This window comes from Kitasatospora sp. Ki12, from assembly GCF_054601375.1.
Map to the genome: position 1 here is coordinate 2,423,515 of NZ_BAAIHT010000002.1, position 16,088 is coordinate 2,439,602.

Here is a 16,088-nt window from a genome sequence, read left to right on the forward strand (position 1 = left end):
GAGACACCATGTCGAAGCCGACCATCATATTCATCGGTACCCGGCGAACCCCGTTGGAGGTCAACGCGGCCGTCCTCGGCGCGCACGCCGCCGGGTACAAGGTCGCGCTGCTCGGCCCCACCCCGCCCGCCTTCTGCCGTGAGGCGATCAGCGACTTCGAGCAGGTCGACATCTTCGACCGGCCGGCCGCGCTCAAGGCCGGCCTGACGCTGGCCCAGCGGACCAAGGCCTCCGGCGTGGTCACCTGGACCGACACCGGGGTCGAGCTGGCCGCGGCGCTGGCCCAGCGCTGCGGCTGGCCGGGCGTGCCGCTGGAGGCCGCGCACAAGGCCCGCAACAAGCACTCGATGCGCTCGGCCCTGCTGGACCACCCGGACCTGATCCCGCGCTTCCGCAAGGTCGACGACCTGGCGGACCTGGAGGCGGCGGCCGCCGAGATCGGCACCCCCGCCGTGCTCAAGCCGGCCGGCGGCTCCGGCAGCCGGTCGATCTTCCAGATCGACGCCGAGACCGACCTGGCCGCCACCTTCCGCCAGGCGACCCTGCTGGCGACCCGCGAGCTCTCCCCGGTCTTCGGCGACTACGAGGGCCAGTTCGTCTACGAGGAGCGCCTCGGCGGCAGCGAGCACAGCGTGGAGGGCTTCGTCCACGACGGCCGCACGATGATCGCCGGCATCACCGACAAGTGGGTCACCGAGCCGTTCTACGTCGAGTACGAGCAGGTCCACCCGACCGCGCTGAGCGAGCAGGCGCAGGAGAGCGTGCGCCGCCTCGCGGAGAGCGTCACCAAGGCCATCGGCCTGGACTGGTGCTCCTTCCACCTGGAGTGCCGGGTGCTGCCCGACGGCAGCGCCAAGCTGCTGGAGATCGCCGCCCGCCCCGGCGGCGGCTACATCACCTCCCACCTGATCCCGCTCAGCACCGGCATCCCGTTCCCGGCCAACCTGGTCCGGGTCGCCACCGGCCAGGCCCCGGACATGGAGAAGCGCTCCGAGCTGTTCGCGGCCAGCCGGGGCGTGCTCAGCCCGGTCGAGGGCCAGTTCCACGGCTTCGACGGCCTGTACGACGTGCTGGAGCTGTTCGGCCTGGAGCACTTCGTCTACGAGCGCGAGCTCGGCGGCAAGATCGTGCTCCCCCCGGGCGAGACGCTCAGCGCCGTGCTCGGCTACGCCATCACCCGCTCGGTGGACTACCAGGACGCCCGGGACGTCGCCGCCCGCGCGGTCGACCTGTCCCGCCCCCGGATCACCACCGCCTGAGCAGGCCCCACCCACCGCCGTACGTCCCCCTCGGCACCCGCCTCCGACGGTGGCCCCGCGACCCACGGGGCCACCGTCGCCGTTCTGTTGGGAGAACAACCATGCACGCACCCGTCGACGGCCTGACCGGCTGGTCCTGCCCGCTCGGCGACGGCCTGACCGGCACCGTCGTCGGCTCGGTCGCCGAACTGCGCCGGGCCGGGCTGACCGACCTGCCCGGCGAACCGGTCTGGGCCAGCGCCGACTGGTGGCGGTTCGTCGAGGCCGACGACGACCACGAGATCCTCTACCTGCTGATCAACCGGGCCGACACCGGCCGGCCGCTCGCCGTCGCCCCCGCCCTGCTCATCCGGGGCCCCGAACAGCTGCTCTTCTACAACGGGCCCCGGATCATCGGCGACTTCTCCGCGATCGGCCACCCGCCGGCCGCCACCGAGCAGGACACCGCCCGCGCCGGACACCTCGCACCGCGGGTCGCCGAGGTCCGCGGCACGCTGTACCCCTGGCTGACCGTCGGCGTCTTCGGCTCCTCGCTGGGCCTGCGGCCCTTCGACGCCGCGAGCCCGGCGGACACCGCGCCCCTGGTGCCCGCCCTGGACCGGCTGGCCCGCGCCACCGCCGCCGAACTCGGCTGCGCCGGACACTCCCTGCTCTACCTGGACCCGGCCGAGGACGCCGCCGGCCGCGACCACGCCGCCGCGACCGGTGCCGTCCGGGCGCTGTTCGGCGCGGAGGCGGTCCTCGACGTGCCCGAGAACGGACTCGACGGCTACCTGGCGCGCTTCCCCAGCGCCCGCCGCAGCAAGCTCCGCAAGGAGATGCAGGCGTACCGGGCGGCCGGCCTGCACACCACGGCCGCCGAGGGCCCCGACGCGCTCGGCGAGCAGCACCTCGCGCTGCGCGTCGCTCTGCGGGCCAAGTACGGCCACGCCGCCGGGGAGAGCTGGGCCCGCCGCGAGTTCGCCGCGCTGCGCGACACCCTCGGGGAGCGCCTCACCGTCCTCAGCAGCGTCCGGGACGGCCGGGTGGTGGGCTACCTGCTCGCCTTCCGGGCCGGCGACGTGCTCTACACCCGCTCGGCCGGCTTCGACTACGCGGCCGTGGACGGCACGTACTGCTACTTCAACCTGGTCTACTACGACACCCTGGAGTGGGCCGCCCGCAACGGCATCCGCCGGATCCACTACGGGCTGGGCACCACCGAGGCCAAGCACGTCCGGGGCTGCGAACTGGTGCCGCGCCGCGCCTACTTCACCCTGCCGGAGGCGGCCGCCGACCCCTGTGCCGAGCTGCTGGCCATCCAGGACCGCAGCGCCCGGGCCCGGGTCGCCGCACTGGGCCTCGACGCCTCCTGACGCCGGCTCCGTACGACAGAGAAGCGGTGGGACGGTCCCGATCGGGACCGTCCCACCGCTTCTCTGTGCTCCGTACCGCCGGAGGTCACTCCCAGCCCATGCTGTCGCCGGGCTGCGGGGTGACGGTGTTCGTCACGGCGGCCGCCGCCCGCGCCGGCCCGGCGGCGTCGGCGGCGGTCACGACGGAGGCGCCCAGCAGCGAGCACACGACGGCGAGGAGGACGACGAGGGCCGGGCGGGCGGTCTTCTGCATGGTGGACTCCTGCGAGTGACGGAACCGGAGAGTGTGCGCCCGGGCCGGCCGTTCACCGCGCCCCGGGCTGTGTTCACCAGCCTGGCCGCTCGGGCACCCCGCTGTCTGCACGAACGGGCGGCATAGTGCTGCCCTGGCAACACCATGCCGCCCGCCGGCCGCGTCACCCCGCGGCGCAGACCACCCGGATCAGGGCAGCCTGATCAGGGCAGCCACCACACCGAGACGACCTCGATCGGCTCCTCGCCGTCGTTGTGCAGCTGGTGGGTGTGACCGCTGTCGTAGAAGAAGTGCTCACCGGCCGACACCCGGCGGGGAACGCCGTCCACCGACAGCACGCCGGAGCCGCTGCGCACGAACCAGACCTCCCGCTCCGGGTGGCAGTCCGCGGCCGTGGTCACGCCCGGCGGGACGTGGATGTGCGCGAAGGTGAACGGTGCCACCGGCTCCGGGCTGTCGGGCAGGTCCAGCACCGCGAGGTGGGCGCCCGAGGGGCGCAGCTTGAACTCCGCCTCGGGCAGCAGGGCGGTGAACTCCTCGGTCACGCTCATGCGTTGGTCTCCATCAGATCGGGGTGGTTCGGGTCGGGGTGGTTCGGATCGGGGTGGTTCGGATCGGGGTGGTTCAGGGCGAAGTGGTGCAGGGACTCCTCGGCCGGCCGACGGCCGGCGGTGACCCGCTCGGTGACCCGCACGCCGGCGGCCCGCAGCTCCGCCAGCAGCTCGTCGCCGTGCCGGCCGGCGAACACCTCCTGCGGGGTGTGCAGGCCGTACTCGGCGGGCAGTCCGGCGGCGAGCAGCCGGACGCAGGCGGCCAGGGTGAAGCCGGTGAGCCGGGCCATCGAGGTGAGGCCGTCGGTGTCCAGCCGGTCCACCACGGTGGTGGTGGCCGTCTCGAAGTCCTCGTCGCCGCCGCCGGTGGCGCGGATGTGCAGCAGCGTCACGTCCACGTCGCCGTCCCGGCGGCGGACGTGCTCGGCGAGCACGTCGTCGAGGACCGCGCGCGGCGCCACCCGCGAGTCGTCCACGGTGCGCGGCTGCTCGTCGAGCAGTCCGCACTCGGCGAAGGCCCGGACCTTCTGCGCGTAGCCGGGCCAGCGCAGCGTCTTCTGGCTCACCTCGGGGACGCGTCCCAGCACCGGGTCGTCGACCAGGCTCGGCAGCATCCCGTCGTCGTAGGCCTCCAGGGTGCCGAGGCCGGCCACCCGCACCGACTCCAGGCCGCCGAACCGCGGCACCCGCACCAGCGCGCCGCCGCGCACGCTCCAGGTCGCCCGGGGCGTGATGGTCAGCCGGTCCCCGTACAGGGCGAGGTGGTTGAGCGGCGGACGGGGGTTGAGCGGGATGCCGCCGCACCAGATCCGCAGCTGCTCGCAGGCGCGGAGCCTGGCCGCGGCGCGGCGGGCCAGGATCTCGGTCAGGCCGGGCTCCAGGCCGACCGGCAGGATCAGCCGGGTCCGGCCCCGGCGGGCCGCCTCGTCGAGCCCGGTGAGCCCGTCGTCCGGCGGACGGCCGATGCCGGTGGCGGCGGTCCCGGAGGCCACCAGCCGGTCCAGCAGCGGACGGGCGGCGACCCAGGGCAGGGCGACCGCCACGGCGTCCGCGCCGCCCACCGTCCGCTGGAACTCCGCGTCGCCGGTGTCACCGACCAGCGTCCGGACCGGCGCCCCGGTGCCGGCCCGCAGCCTGGCCGCCACCTCCTCGACCCGCTCCGGGTCGCGGTCGGCCAGGACCAGTTCGGCGTCCGGGTCGGTCGCGGCGAGCCGCAGGGCGGCCGCGGCCCCCATCGGCCCGCAGCCGACCACCGCGTACCTCATACGGCGACCGCCGTCCGGGCCGTGCCGGGGCCGTCCGTCCGGCTGTCGCCGGGCACGGTGGCTCCGGTCCGGACGCCGGTCAGCAGCGTGCCGTCCCAGCGCACGCCCTCCGCCGCCAGGCCGAGCCGCTGCCGGAGCGCCGCGCAGGTCTCCGGCAGGAACGGCAGGCCGGCCACCGCGACCGTCCGCAGCACCTGGAGCGCCAGGGCCCGGTACTCGCCGGCCTCCCGCTCCGGCGCGGCGGCGGCCAGGGTCAGCGCCGACCGCCCGTCCTGGACCAGCCGCAGCAGCGCGTGGGCCGCCGAGCGGCAGGAGAAGGACTCCAGCCGGTAGGCCCGCCACAGGTCCTGCGCCCAGGTGGCGCAGCTCGCCGCCAGCGCGGCCGGCCCCTGGCTGAACTGCCCTGCCACGGCGGCGGTTTCCGGCGCGGTGGCGCCGAGCTCCTCGGCCCAGGCCAGCAGCCGTCCGGCCAGCCCGTGGGCGGGCGAGGCGAGGAACTCCGCCATGGTGAAGTCGGTCTCGCCGGTCTCCGGGCGGGTCAGCGAGGTGTACAGCCGGGCCTCGTCGGCGCAGCTGCGGGCCACCAGGTCCCGGGCCCACACCAGGTGGTTGCGGGAGGTGGAGAACTTGGCGCCGTCCAGCCGGTAGAAGTACGACATGTCCAGGTAGCTCGGCAGCGGCGCGACGCCCGTACCGGCGGCCAGCAGCACGGCCGGCAGGATGAACAGCCGCTCGAAGGCGTTGTCGAAGCCGAAGAACATCGCCGAGGGCGAGCCCTCCGGGGCGGCCCCGGACTCCCGGGCCAGCTCCACCATCACCTGGTAGCGCCCGGCCAACTCGAAGCAGGGGTAGACGCTCTGACCGTCCGTCAGATCGACCGGCAGCTCCGGGAGCGGGATGCCCAGCGCCGACACATAGCTGACCGGCACCTCGGGCAGCTCCCGGGCCAGCACCAGGTCGGCGTACCGGCGGGCGGCCGGCGACAGGTGCGCCCCGGCGAGCCAGCCGGTCAGCTCCTCGCGCAGGGGCTCCAGCAGCAGGTAGAGCCGCCGCAGCGGCCGCAGTTCGGTCTCGCCGCCGCACACCGTGCAGGTGCCGCCGATCAGTTCGGAGTCGTCGTGGTGCAGCGCGCAGGCCTCGCAGTCGATCCCGGCCGCGCCCGCGGTGCCGCAGTGCGGGCAGCTCCCGCTCACATAGCCCTGGAAGCGCCAGTCCGCGCAGGCCGTGCAGTAGTGCGCGGGCCGGGTGCGCGGCCGTACCGCGCCGGACTCCGTGGCCCGCCGCAGCATCTCCAGCACCACCGTGCCGATCCGGTCCGCCTGGGCGGTCCGCAGCGCCACGTCCGGCTCGACGGCGGCCGACCTGAAGGTCTCCCAGATCCGCTCGCCGAGCAGGTCCGCGTACTCCAGGTACGGCACGCCGGCCTGCTCGGCGGCGAACATCACATGGGTGTTCATCCAGGCGGTGCCGAGCAGCAGCCGGCCCTGCCCGCCGTGGAACTCGAGGGAGCGGCGGGCCACGTCGGCCGCCACGAACGGGCCGGCCAGGTGACCGACGTGCAGGTCTCCGTTGGGGGTGGGGTTGCTCGGTGCGAACAGGACGGTGGCCGACGGGTCGGCGGTGGGCATGGTTCTCCTCGAATGGTCGTACGTGAGTCAGCGGGCCCGGGGCGCGGAGCCGCCGGGCACCGGGCGTGTGGGGGCCGGGATCGAAACCACCGGTCGGCTCAGGCGGGGACGCCGAGCTCCGCGGGGGACCGGTCGCTCGCGGCGTTCGCGCCGTCCGCGCCGGTCGCCGTCCGCTGCTCGCCGTCCGCCCGGCGGCCGCCGGGTGCGTAGCTGTGCAGGATGCGGTCGGAGAGCGCGCCGAGGCAGCTGAGGTTGGCGAAGCCGGGGCCCTGGGCGAGCCCGGCCAGGGCGGGGACGTGCAGCCGGGGCCCGGGGGCCTCCACGGCCAGGTCGGCGGCCACGGCGCGCATCACGGAGCGCTGGTCGCCGAGGTCGACCCCGGCGTCGGCCGCCAACTCCCGCGCGGTGGACGGGGAGAGCAGCAGGCGCAGCTGGGCCAGCGGCGAGCTGCCGATGCAGTTCACCACCAGGTCGCAGTCGATCCTGCGGCGGCCGGACGGTCCGTCCAGCTCGGCTCCGAGCCGGCCGTTCGCCCCGGAGCCGATGTACTCCACCCGGCCGGTCTCGAAGCGCAGCCGCGGGTCGCCGGCCAGGCCGGCCAGGACGCCGGGCGAGAGCACTCCCCGGTCGGTGCGCCGGATGAACTCCTCGCGCAGCGGCTCCGGCAGCTCCTGCCAGCCGGCGGCCTCGGGCTCCGAGTAGACCCCGTTCTCCAGGTAGGACTCGGCCCGGCTGTACGGCGGGGTCGGCGAGGCGATGGTGACCGTCGACACGGCGTCACCCAGCGTGCCGAGCAGGTAGGTCGCGAAGCTCGCCGCGCTCTCCCCCGCGCCGACCAGCAGCACCTCACGGCCGCCGCCGAGCAGCGGACGGACGGTGGAACGGTCCACCGAGGCGGGGACGACCCGGTCCGCGGCGCCCTCGTCGCAGGGCAGCGGACGCGACTCGCCCGGCCCGGTGAGCACCACGCCGTACGCCTCGACCGACCGCGGCCGGCCCTCCGCGTCCAGGTGGTCGACGGTCCACCGCTCCGGCCCCCGGTGCAGACCGGTCACCCGGCCGCGGACCACCTCGACACCCTCGGTGGCCTGGTCGAACACCCACGCCAGGTACTCGGCGAACACCCGGTGGGTGGGGGCCGGCCCGCCGGAGTCGACCCAGCGGCTGAACTCCCCCCTGGACACCAGGAAGCGCTGCCAGGAGAAGGTACCGGCCATCATGGCGTCCAGTTCCGCACCGCCGGCCTCGAAAAGCCGGGAACTGCGGTACGGAAATCCGACGTCTTTCTCCGGCCGGGTGCCGAGGAATTCACTACCGGTGGTATTTCCGTGGCGGCCGCTCCAGGAAGCGGCGATCTCCGCCGATTCGACCACCACAATGCGCACCTCGGCGATTCCCAGCCGATTCAGACAGTGCGCTTTCGCCGCCAGACTTGCGGCTTTCGGGCCTCCCCCCACCACGAGCAGGTCATACGGGCCTGTGCTGCGACTGCGGTCCATGGATTCCCAGGTGTCTCGGGCAACCCGCGGACGGTGCTCCGCGGTTCTCTCCCGGCCATGTTTCCGCGCCGGACCGCCCCCGGTCACCCGTTCCGGCCTGCAGGACCGTGCAACGGCAGCAATCGGCCAGGAACCGGATCAGTCCAGCAGCCGATCGAAGTACTGCCGCACGACCAGCGCCTCACTGTTGAGAATTGACCACCCGTCAAGCACTTCCCCCGGCATCGTCAACCGGAGACAGCCACGGGCGGTGGCCGCCTCGGCCTGCCCCGCGTCGGTCCCCACCAGGAACACCACCAGGCTCGGCGGCTCCCGGTCCAGCCGGGCCGTCACATGCGCGGCCGCCGGCACCGTCCGCAGCACCGCGCCGCGTATCCCCACCGGATCGACCGGGTCGTACGGAACAGCCGGAGCAGCCAGCGAGACGTGCACCAGATACATCTGCATTCCTTGTCGCCGCAGGGTTCGGCCCAGGACTCGACCCCGACGAATGAAGCGCACTCGGGCCCGGCCCAGGAGGCGCAGAACGGATGGAGGGTGCGCAGGCCGGGAATTCGGCGAAACCCTACTCATCGAGCCGATCGAGCGCAATTCCCCCACCACCGCGGCGTACACGTTTCCACCGCACCATCCGCATGAACCGCAGTTAAAGCACCGTCCGGACACGTTCCGGATGTTCCGGACGACACCGGTCACCCCGCCCCGCCGACGCCCGGCCCGGCCCGGCCCGGCCGACGAAACCCGACGGACCCCGACGGACCCCGACGGACCCCGGCGACCCGCGGCGCCCTCGTACGGCGGCCGGCCGGTTCATCGGCGACCGCTACTCCCGGCACGGCCGGCGCCGCCTCGCGGGAGACGGCGGATCCGGTGGATTCACGGTCTTCCCGGGGGTGCCGGAGAAGGTTTTCGGAATACGTCGTCGAATTCCGGTGCCCCGTCGGCCCGTTCCGTGTACCGGGCCGGCCCCGGGACGATCCGGAGGGCGTCGCGGCGGGTACGTTCGGAGGGCCCGGGGGATTTCAGCGGTTTGCCGACGGGTACCGCGATCGGCTCCTCGTCCGAGGAGCCCGCCGTGCCCTCGGTCCAGGCGCGGCACGGGCGTCGGCCGGGCCGCACGGGTTGTCGACGGCCACGCCGGGCTCGCGCTCAGGCGAGACGCCGGCGCTTTTCCCGCACACCCCACGACAGGGTGACCGGTGGCATTTCCATGAGCCGCACGGCCCGGTCACCACGCGTTCCGCCCATCGCCCCGGGCGGGTCCGCGATATGGCACCGGAATTCGCGTCCGGGCACGCCGGACCGCCCCGGGTGTTCGACCCCGGGCTCCCTCGACGTACGGACGCGATCCGGACGCGCGGCGGCAGGCGGCGGCCGCCGATCAGCCCGCGGGCTTCCTCAGGCGGTGCGCCGCAGCAGCGCCAGGTACATCGCGTCCGTCCCGTGCAGGTGCGGCCACAGCTGGACGTCCGGCCCGTCGCCGAGCGCCGGGACGCCGGGCAGCAGCGGGCGCGCGTCGATCCACTCGACCCGGCCGCCCTCGGCCCGCAGCACGTCGTCCACGACCGCCCGGGTCTCCGCCAGGTGCGGCGAGCAGGTCGCGTAGCCGACCACGCCGCCGATCCGGGTGGCCTCGACCGCCGAGCGCAGCAGGTCCCGCTGCAGCGGGCCGAAGGCCGCCACGTCGGCGGGCCGGCGCCGCCAGCGGGCCTCCGGGCGGCGGCGCAGCGCACCCAGGCCGGAGCAGGGCACGTCGACCAGCACCCGGTCGAAGCCGCCGGACCGCCAGGCCGGGCGCGTCCCGTCCGCCGCGATCACCGTGTACGGGCCGGGGTTGCCCTCCAGCGCCCGTGCCACCAGCCGGGCCCGGTGCGGCTGCTTCTCGCTCGCGACCAGCGCCGCGCCGCGTTCGGCGGCCAGCGCGCCGAGCAGCGCCGCCTTGCCGCCGGGGCCGGCGCAGCCGTCCAGCCAGAGCCGGTCCAGGCCGTCCAGCGGGGCGGCGGCCAGCGCCAGCGCGACCAACTGGCTGCCCTCGTCCTGCACGCCCGCCCGGTTGTCCTTGACCGCCTCGACCGAGCCCGGGTCGCCGCCCTCGGCGAGCCGCAGGGCGAACGGCGACCAGCGGCCCGGCACGGCCTCGGGCAGCGCGTCGGCCAGTTCGCCGACGGTGGCCCGGCCGGGGCGGGCGACCAGGGTCACCTCGGGCCGCTCGTTGTCGGCCCGCAGCAGCTCCTCCATGGCGCCGCGCCCGGAGGCGTCCGGCTGCCAGCGGCCGAGCGAGTCCCAGAGCGCGGAGACCACCCAGCGCGGGTGCGAGTGCACGACCGCCAGGTGGTCCTCGGCGTCCTTCTCGTACGGCGGGGCGACCTGCTCGATCCAGGCGTCCAGGTCACGGGCGCTGATCCGGCGCAGCACGGCGTTGACGAACTTCGCCTTGCCGTCGCCGAGCACCACCCGGGCGAGTTCGACGGTCGCCGAGACGGCCGCGTGGCTGGGGATGCGGGTGGTGAGCAGCTGGTGGGCGCCGAGCGAGAGCACGTCCAGGACCGGCGGGTCCACCTTGCTCAGCGGCCGGTCGATGCAGGCCGCGATGATCGCGTCGTAGGTGCCCTGCAGGCGCAGGGTGCCGTAGACCAGCTCGGTGGCCAGGGCGGCGTCGCGCCGGTCCATGCCCTTCTGCTCCGCCTCGCGGAGCAGCGAGGGCAGGATCAGGTTGGCGTACGCGTCCCGCTCGTCGACGGCGCGCAGCGCGCGGAACGCGACGATCCGGGCCGGGTCCTTCTTCGGACGGCGGTGCGGGCGGGGTGCGCGCGGGGCGCCGGAGGTGCTGCCGGGGGTGCTCATGCCTGTGTGCCTCAAAGTGCTGCGGTGGTTATCGGCCTCAACGATATCCCCTGCGGGAGGTGCCGCCCGAAGCCTGCGCCGCCCCGCGGCCCCGGGGGTGGAGCCCCCTCGCGCGAGGGGGCTCCGTGACGGCCGGTCAGCCCGTCTGGCAGAGGGCGAGCGCCTGGGCCCCGTTCACGCCGACCGCGGCGGCCTCCCAGGTGTTGCTCCGGTCGGTCGAGGGGCCGTTCAGCGTCACCAGCACGGCGGGCGCCGCACCGGTGGACGGATCCACCGCGACGGTCCCCAGGTCGAAGCCTCCCGCGATCAGGACGCTGTCCCCCGTGCAGGTGGCGGAGGAGACCGTGCCCGAGGCGGCCGGTGTGCCGCGGACCACCGTGGTGGTCACGGCGCCGGCCGGTGGAGCCGTCGCCAGCCCGAAGGTCGCGGTCACCAGCAGCGCGCCGGCCACGGCGGTCCAGGTGCGCGGGCTCGTCCAGGTGAGTCGGGCCATTGGGATCAGCCTTCCTGGTGAGGAATCCCCCACTCGGACCAAGGTAGGCCCACCCGCAACGGCCCGCGCGGCGAGCCGGACCGCCCCCGAACGCTCAGCCCTCGGCGCCCGCGCCGAACCGCTCGCCCGCTTCCAGCCGCGCCCCGCGCGCCCAGTCGGCGGCCCGCATCTCCTTCTTGCCCTGCGGGCGGACCTCGCCCAGCTCGATGTCGTGGCTGCCGGTTCCGACCCGGACGCTGTTCTTGCCGACCATCGCCACCTCACCGGGCGTCAGCTCGGCCGACCCGGGCAGCAGCTTCACCGGCCCGGTGACCTTCAGCCGCTCGCCGCGGAACTCGGTCCACGCCCCGGGCGCCGGCGCGCAGCCGCGCACGACCCGGTCGACCCGCAGCGCGGGGTGGTTCCAGTCGATCCGGGCGTCCTCGACGCTGATCTTCGGCGCCAGCGTGACGCCCTCGGCCGGCTGCGGCACGGCGTGCAGGGAGCCGTCCTCGATGCCGTCCATGGTGGCGGCGAGCAGCCGCGCGCCGGAGACGGACAGCCGGCTGAGCAGTTCGCCGCTGGTGTCGCTCGGGCGGATCTCCTCGGTGATCACGCCGTAGACCGGGCCGGAGTCCAGGCCCTGTTCGATCAGGAAGGTGGACGCGCCGGTGACCTCGTCGCCGGCCAGCACCGCGTGCTGGACCGGGGCCGCGCCGCGCCAGGCGGGCAGCAGCGAGAAGTGCAGGTTGACCCAGCCGTGCTTGGGGATCTCCAGGGTGCCGGGGCGCAGCAGCGCGCCGTAGGCGACCACCGGGCAGCAGTCGGGGGCGAGTTCGGTGAGCCGGGCGACGAACTCCGGGTCGCTGGGCTTCGCCGGCTTGAGGACCTCGATCCCGGCCTCCTCGGCGCGCTGGGCGACGGGGCTGGCGACCAGCTTGCGGCCACGGCCGGCGGGGGCGTCGGGGCGGGTGACCACCGCGACGACCTCGTGCCGGTCGGAGGCGAGCAGGGCGTCCAGGGCGGGAACGGCGACCTCGGGGGTGCCGGCGAAGACGAGACGCATCAAGTGCCTTTCTGCAGTGGGGAGTTCAGGAAGCCGACCGGGGAGCGTGGCGAGCGGCCCAGCGAGCCGAGCGGCTCAGCGCGCCGCGCCGAAGGTGCTGTGCGGCGAGACCTTGACGACCGGCGCCGGCCCGCCGCCCCAGTCGGTGTCCCGGATCGCCTTGAGCGCGGCCTTGCGCTGCTCGCGGTCGAGCCGGTCGATGAAGATGATGCCGTCCAGGTGGTCGGTCTCGTGCTGGATGCACCGGGCGAGCAGCTGGGTGCCCTCCAGGGTGACCGGATCGCCGTACATGTTGAAGCCCTTGGCCACCACGCCGTACGCGCGCTTGGTGTCGTAGCGCAGGCCGGGCAGCGACAGGCAGCCCTCGGGACCCTCCTGCTCGTCCTCGCTCAGCGACAGGTCCGGGTTGATCAGGTGCCCGGTGACGCCGTCCACGTGGTACGTGAACACCCGCAGGGAGACGCCGAGTTGGGGTGCGGCCAGACCGGCGCCGGGAGCGTCCAGCATGGTCTCGGTGAGGTCCCGGACCAGGGTGCGCAGTTCCTTGTCGAACACGGTCACCGGCTTGGCGGTGGCGCGCAGGACGGGGTCTCCGAAGAGACGGATCGGCTGGATCGCCACGGGGTGCGGGCTCCTGTCCGTCGAGGTGTCGGGCGTCGGGGAGGGACTGCGGGCAACGGCTGTGCCCGCCAAGTCTATGCAACCCCCGGACGCCGGCCCCCATGCCCTCGGGGCCCGCCCGGAGGGCACTGGCATATCCCGACTCTGCCGAGCGGCGTTACCCCGGCCCCCGCTTCGGCGTTGGTCAAGAGAGATTGACCGGGGCCGGGCGCACGGGACACCGCGCCCCGGCCGAGCTGAACCGTACGGAAGGTGGCACGTAGGCCATGGCCGAGCAGATCAACCACGACGCCCGGGCGCGGGCGAGCCTGCACCTGCTGGTGCGGGACATCGAGCGGGTGAGGCGCCAGGTCGACGCGCTGCGGACGCTCACCGCCCAACTGGGCAACGTCTACCGTCCGCGCCGCCCCAGCACCTCGGCCGGCTTCGTGGTGTACGGGAGGGCGCCGGCGCCGACCGTGCGCCTGGCGCAGGAGCTGCGGGAGAGCGTGGAGACCCTGGTGGCGGCCGCGGTCGAGTTCGACCGCGCGCTGGGCTTCTCCTGGGACTCGGTGGGCTCCGCCCTCGGGGTCACCAAGCAGGCCGTGCACCGCCGCTACGGCATGCGCCGCCCGACCAGCGAACTCCTCGCCGCCAGCGGGGCCGTCCCGGGCCCGAGCCGCCCGGACCGCTCCGAGGAGCTGCCCGCCGCCCCCACCGGCGGCCTGGCCGCGACCGTCCCGGCGGCCCGCCAGGGCGGCCTGGACCGCAGCAGCCTGGACCGCGCCCCGATCGACCGCACCCCCGTCGACCGCCCCCAGCCCGAGCGCGCGCCCATCGACCGCACCCCCATCGAGCGCACCGCGATCGACCGCGGCACCCCCGTCGACCGCACCGGTATCCCCCTGCGCGGCTGACCGCACCGCGAGCACCACAGCAGCACCGCACCACAAGCAGCACAAGCAGCACGGCAGCACCGCACCGCCGCACCGACGACCGGCCACTCCGGGGCGGGGTGGCCCACTCACCCCGCCCCACCGCCGAGCAAGCCCCCGAGCCCGCACCCCCGACCCCGGCCCCGGCCCGCGGCTCCCGGCCTCAGCCGATGTCCAGCGGATCCACCCGCACCCGCACCGGCTCCGGCGTCCGCAGCGCGATCCGCGCGATCTGCGCCGCCTTGAGCGCCGCCGCCAGCGCCGCCCCCTGCCCGGGCGGCACCCGCAGCAGCGCGCGCTCCTGTTCCTCCCCCCGCAGCGCGGGCACCGGCACCGGCCCGAGCACGTCCGCGCCCTCCGGCAGCCGGATCAGCCCGAGCAGGTCGGCGACCGCCGCCGGGGTGCCGCTGACCGAGGCCATCCGGGACACCGGCGGGAAGTGCAGCTGCGCCCGCTCGTCCCGTTCCAGCCCGGCGTGCCCGAGCGGGTCCCAGCGCACCAGCGCCTGCACCGGCCGGGCCGAGGGCTCCGCGACCACGACGACGGCGCCGCCCTCCGTGGACGGCCGCACCAGCGCCGCGGCGGCCAGCCAGAGCCGCAGCGTCTCCTCGCCGGCCCGCAGGTCGGGCCGGCTGAGCAGCGCCCAGCCGTCCAGCAGCAGCGCCGCCCCGTATCCGGTGCCGCCCTCGACCACCGGCTCCGCGCCGGGGGTGGAGATCACCAGCGAGGGCTCGTCCGGCACGGTGGCCAGCACGGCGTCCCGCCCCGAGGTCCGTACCGGGATCCGCGGGAAGGCCTTGCCCAGTTCCTCCGCCGTCCGCCGGGCGCCGATCACCTGGGCCCGCAGCCGGAACGAGCCGCACTCGGGGCAGTGCCAGTCGTTCTCCGGCTCCCCGCACCATGCGCAGTGCAGCGCGGCGTCCGCCGAGGGCGCCTCCAGCGGCCCCTCGCACTTCCGGCACCGCGCGGGGGTGCGGCAGCGTCCGCAGGCGAGCCGGGGCACGTAGCCGCGCCGGGGCACCTGGATGAGCACCGGGTGACCGGCGGCCAGCGCCTCCCGGGCTGCCTCCCAGCCGACCGAGGGCAGCCGGGCGGCCTGGGCGGCCGCGTCGCGGTGCTGGTCCTGGTCGGTGACGGTGCGTACCCGGGGCGCGACCTGCCGCACCGTCTCCCGGTCGGCGACCAGCGGGCGCGCCCAGCCGGTGCTGACCAGTTGCGCGCCCTCCACGGTCACCGCGTGCCCGCCGAGCAGCACCGCCGCGCCCTCCTCGGCGGCCCGCAGCAGGGCCACCTCGCGGACGTGCGGGTGCGGGGCGCGCGGGTCGCTGTGGCTGCTGTCGCCGTCCGACCAGACGACGACCAGGCCGAGGTCGCGCACCGGCGCGAACATGGTCGCGCGGGTGCCGATGACGGCGTGCACCGAGCCCCGGCTCACCGCGAGCCAGCGTTTGTACCGTTCGCGCGGGCCCAGGTCGGCCTCCAGGGCCACGTGCATCCCGGGGCCGAGCAGCTCGGTCAGCGCCTGGTCGACCCGGGACACCGAGCGCCCGTCCGGCAGGACGACCAGCGCTCCGCGCCCGCCCGCGAGCGTCGCCGCCACCGCCCGCGCGATCTCGTACGGCCAGCCGGGCCCGGGCAGGGCCGCCCAGACCGCGCGCGGCGCGCCGCCGGAGGCCAGCGCGGTGAGGAAGTCGGGCCCGGCCGGGTAGCGCTGCCAGCCGCCGGGGGCGGGGGCGTCCGGGCGCGGCAGCGGCTCCGGCGAGGGCTCGGCCTCGGCCTTGGCGTGCCGGGGCGGGACGGCCAGCTGCAGCACGTCGGCGAGCGTGCCGGCGTACCGGTCGGCGACGGTCCGGCACAGCCGCAGCAGCTGCGGGGTGAGCACGGGCTCGGGCGAGAGCACCTGCGCCAGCGGGGCGAGCGGCCCGGGGAAGTCGCTCTTCTCCAGCCGGGCCACGATGAACCCGTCGTGCAGCTCCCCGCCCTCGCGCTGCCCCTTCACCACCCGGGCCCCGAAGCGCACCCGCACCCGGACGCCCGGCTGGGCCTCCTCGGCCATGGCGGCCGGCACCTCGTAGTCGAAGAACTTGTCGATGGTGAGCACGCCCTTGTCCACCACGACCCGGGCCACCGGCAGGTGCTCGGCCCGCTTGGCCCCGCGCCAGCTGCGCGGCTTGGCGCGCTTGACCGTCTCCCGGATGAACGCCAGCTGCTCCGGCTCGGCGGCCCCGTTCTCCCCTGTGTTGCTCATCGCGACCAAGTACTACCAGGTCACACCGACAACGCGCACGGACCGGCGGCCGCCGCGAGGACTCCCCCCCCCCGACGAAAAAAGCGGCGCCCGCCCCCGGAAAGGGGCGGGCG

At 75.2% G+C, this 16,088-nt stretch carries 14 protein-coding genes; 3 read left to right on the forward strand and 11 right to left on the reverse strand.

Annotated features, from left to right (window positions below; genetic code table 11):
* Positions 1-8 precede the first annotated feature (8 nt).
* Positions 9-1,259, forward strand: coding sequence for an ATP-grasp domain-containing protein (locus tag ACYP53_RS28210; RefSeq protein WP_189916784.1), 1,251 nt, complete (start codon positions 9-11; stop codon positions 1,257-1,259).
* A gap of 101 nt (positions 1,260-1,360) precedes the next feature.
* Positions 1,361-2,614 carry a GNAT family N-acetyltransferase gene (locus ACYP53_RS28215; RefSeq protein WP_459649504.1) on the forward strand — a complete coding sequence of 418 codons (1,254 nt, stop codon included), beginning with the start codon at positions 1,361-1,363 and terminating at the stop codon, positions 2,612-2,614.
* An 85-nt stretch (positions 2,615-2,699) separates the two neighbouring features.
* Here ACYP53_RS28215 and ACYP53_RS28220 read toward each other — a convergent pair whose 3' ends face one another.
* The 10 genes from ACYP53_RS28220 to def all read right to left on the reverse strand — a co-directional run bounded on the left by ACYP53_RS28220 (position 2,700) and on the right by def (position 12,813).
* Positions 2,700-2,867, reverse strand: a complete 168-nt coding sequence (locus ACYP53_RS28220) for a hypothetical protein (RefSeq protein WP_189916780.1) — start codon at positions 2,865-2,867, stop codon at positions 2,700-2,702.
* A gap of 203 nt (positions 2,868-3,070) precedes the next feature.
* The gene (locus ACYP53_RS28225; RefSeq protein ID WP_189916778.1) at positions 3,071-3,418 is read right to left on the reverse strand and encodes a cupin domain-containing protein; all 348 of its coding nucleotides are present in this window, start codon (positions 3,416-3,418) and stop codon (positions 3,071-3,073) included.
* Complete coding sequence (locus tag ACYP53_RS28230; protein ID WP_459649505.1) at positions 3,415-4,683, reverse strand: saccharopine dehydrogenase family protein; 1,269 nt, start codon at positions 4,681-4,683, stop codon at positions 3,415-3,417. The genes ACYP53_RS28225 and ACYP53_RS28230 overlap by 4 nt, the downstream gene beginning before the upstream one ends.
* Entirely contained in the window at positions 4,680-6,311 is a 1,632-nt protein-coding gene (locus ACYP53_RS28235; RefSeq protein WP_459649506.1) for a class I tRNA ligase family protein, read from the reverse strand. Before ACYP53_RS28235 ends, ACYP53_RS28230 begins: the two co-directional genes overlap by 4 nt.
* A gap of 98 nt (positions 6,312-6,409) precedes the next feature.
* A complete protein-coding gene (locus ACYP53_RS28240; RefSeq protein ID WP_459649507.1) occupies positions 6,410-7,810 on the reverse strand; it encodes a SidA/IucD/PvdA family monooxygenase in 1,401 nt (466 codons plus the stop codon).
* 138 nt (positions 7,811-7,948) lie between these two features.
* Positions 7,949-8,251 (reverse strand): hypothetical protein, encoded by a 303-nt coding sequence (locus tag ACYP53_RS28245; RefSeq protein ID WP_189916766.1) that lies wholly within the window; start codon positions 8,249-8,251, stop codon positions 7,949-7,951.
* 957 nt (positions 8,252-9,208) lie between these two features.
* On the reverse strand, positions 9,209-10,654 hold the full coding sequence (locus ACYP53_RS28250) for an RsmB/NOP family class I SAM-dependent RNA methyltransferase (protein WP_459649508.1): 1,446 nt from the start codon (positions 10,652-10,654) through the stop codon (positions 9,209-9,211).
* A 136-nt stretch (positions 10,655-10,790) separates the two neighbouring features.
* On the reverse strand, positions 10,791-11,147 hold the full coding sequence (locus ACYP53_RS28255; protein ID WP_189916762.1) for a hypothetical protein: 357 nt from the start codon (positions 11,145-11,147) through the stop codon (positions 10,791-10,793).
* A gap of 94 nt (positions 11,148-11,241) precedes the next feature.
* Positions 11,242-12,192 (reverse strand): methionyl-tRNA formyltransferase, encoded by a 951-nt coding sequence (gene fmt / locus ACYP53_RS28260; protein ID WP_459649509.1) that lies wholly within the window; start codon positions 12,190-12,192, stop codon positions 11,242-11,244.
* 75 nt (positions 12,193-12,267) lie between these two features.
* Entirely contained in the window at positions 12,268-12,813 is a 546-nt protein-coding gene (def, locus tag ACYP53_RS28265; RefSeq protein ID WP_459649510.1) for a peptide deformylase, read from the reverse strand.
* Between the two features lie 266 nt (positions 12,814-13,079).
* Between def and ACYP53_RS28270 the strand changes: the two genes are divergently transcribed.
* Positions 13,080-13,709, forward strand: coding sequence for a hypothetical protein (locus tag ACYP53_RS28270; RefSeq protein ID WP_373313746.1), 630 nt, complete (start codon positions 13,080-13,082; stop codon positions 13,707-13,709).
* A gap of 181 nt (positions 13,710-13,890) precedes the next feature.
* On the opposite strand, the gene ACYP53_RS28275 is transcribed toward ACYP53_RS28270, so the two are convergent.
* The gene (locus tag ACYP53_RS28275) at positions 13,891-15,975 is read right to left on the reverse strand and encodes a primosomal protein N' (protein WP_189916756.1); all 2,085 of its coding nucleotides are present in this window, start codon (positions 15,973-15,975) and stop codon (positions 13,891-13,893) included.
* Positions 15,976-16,088: the final 113 nt, after the last annotated feature.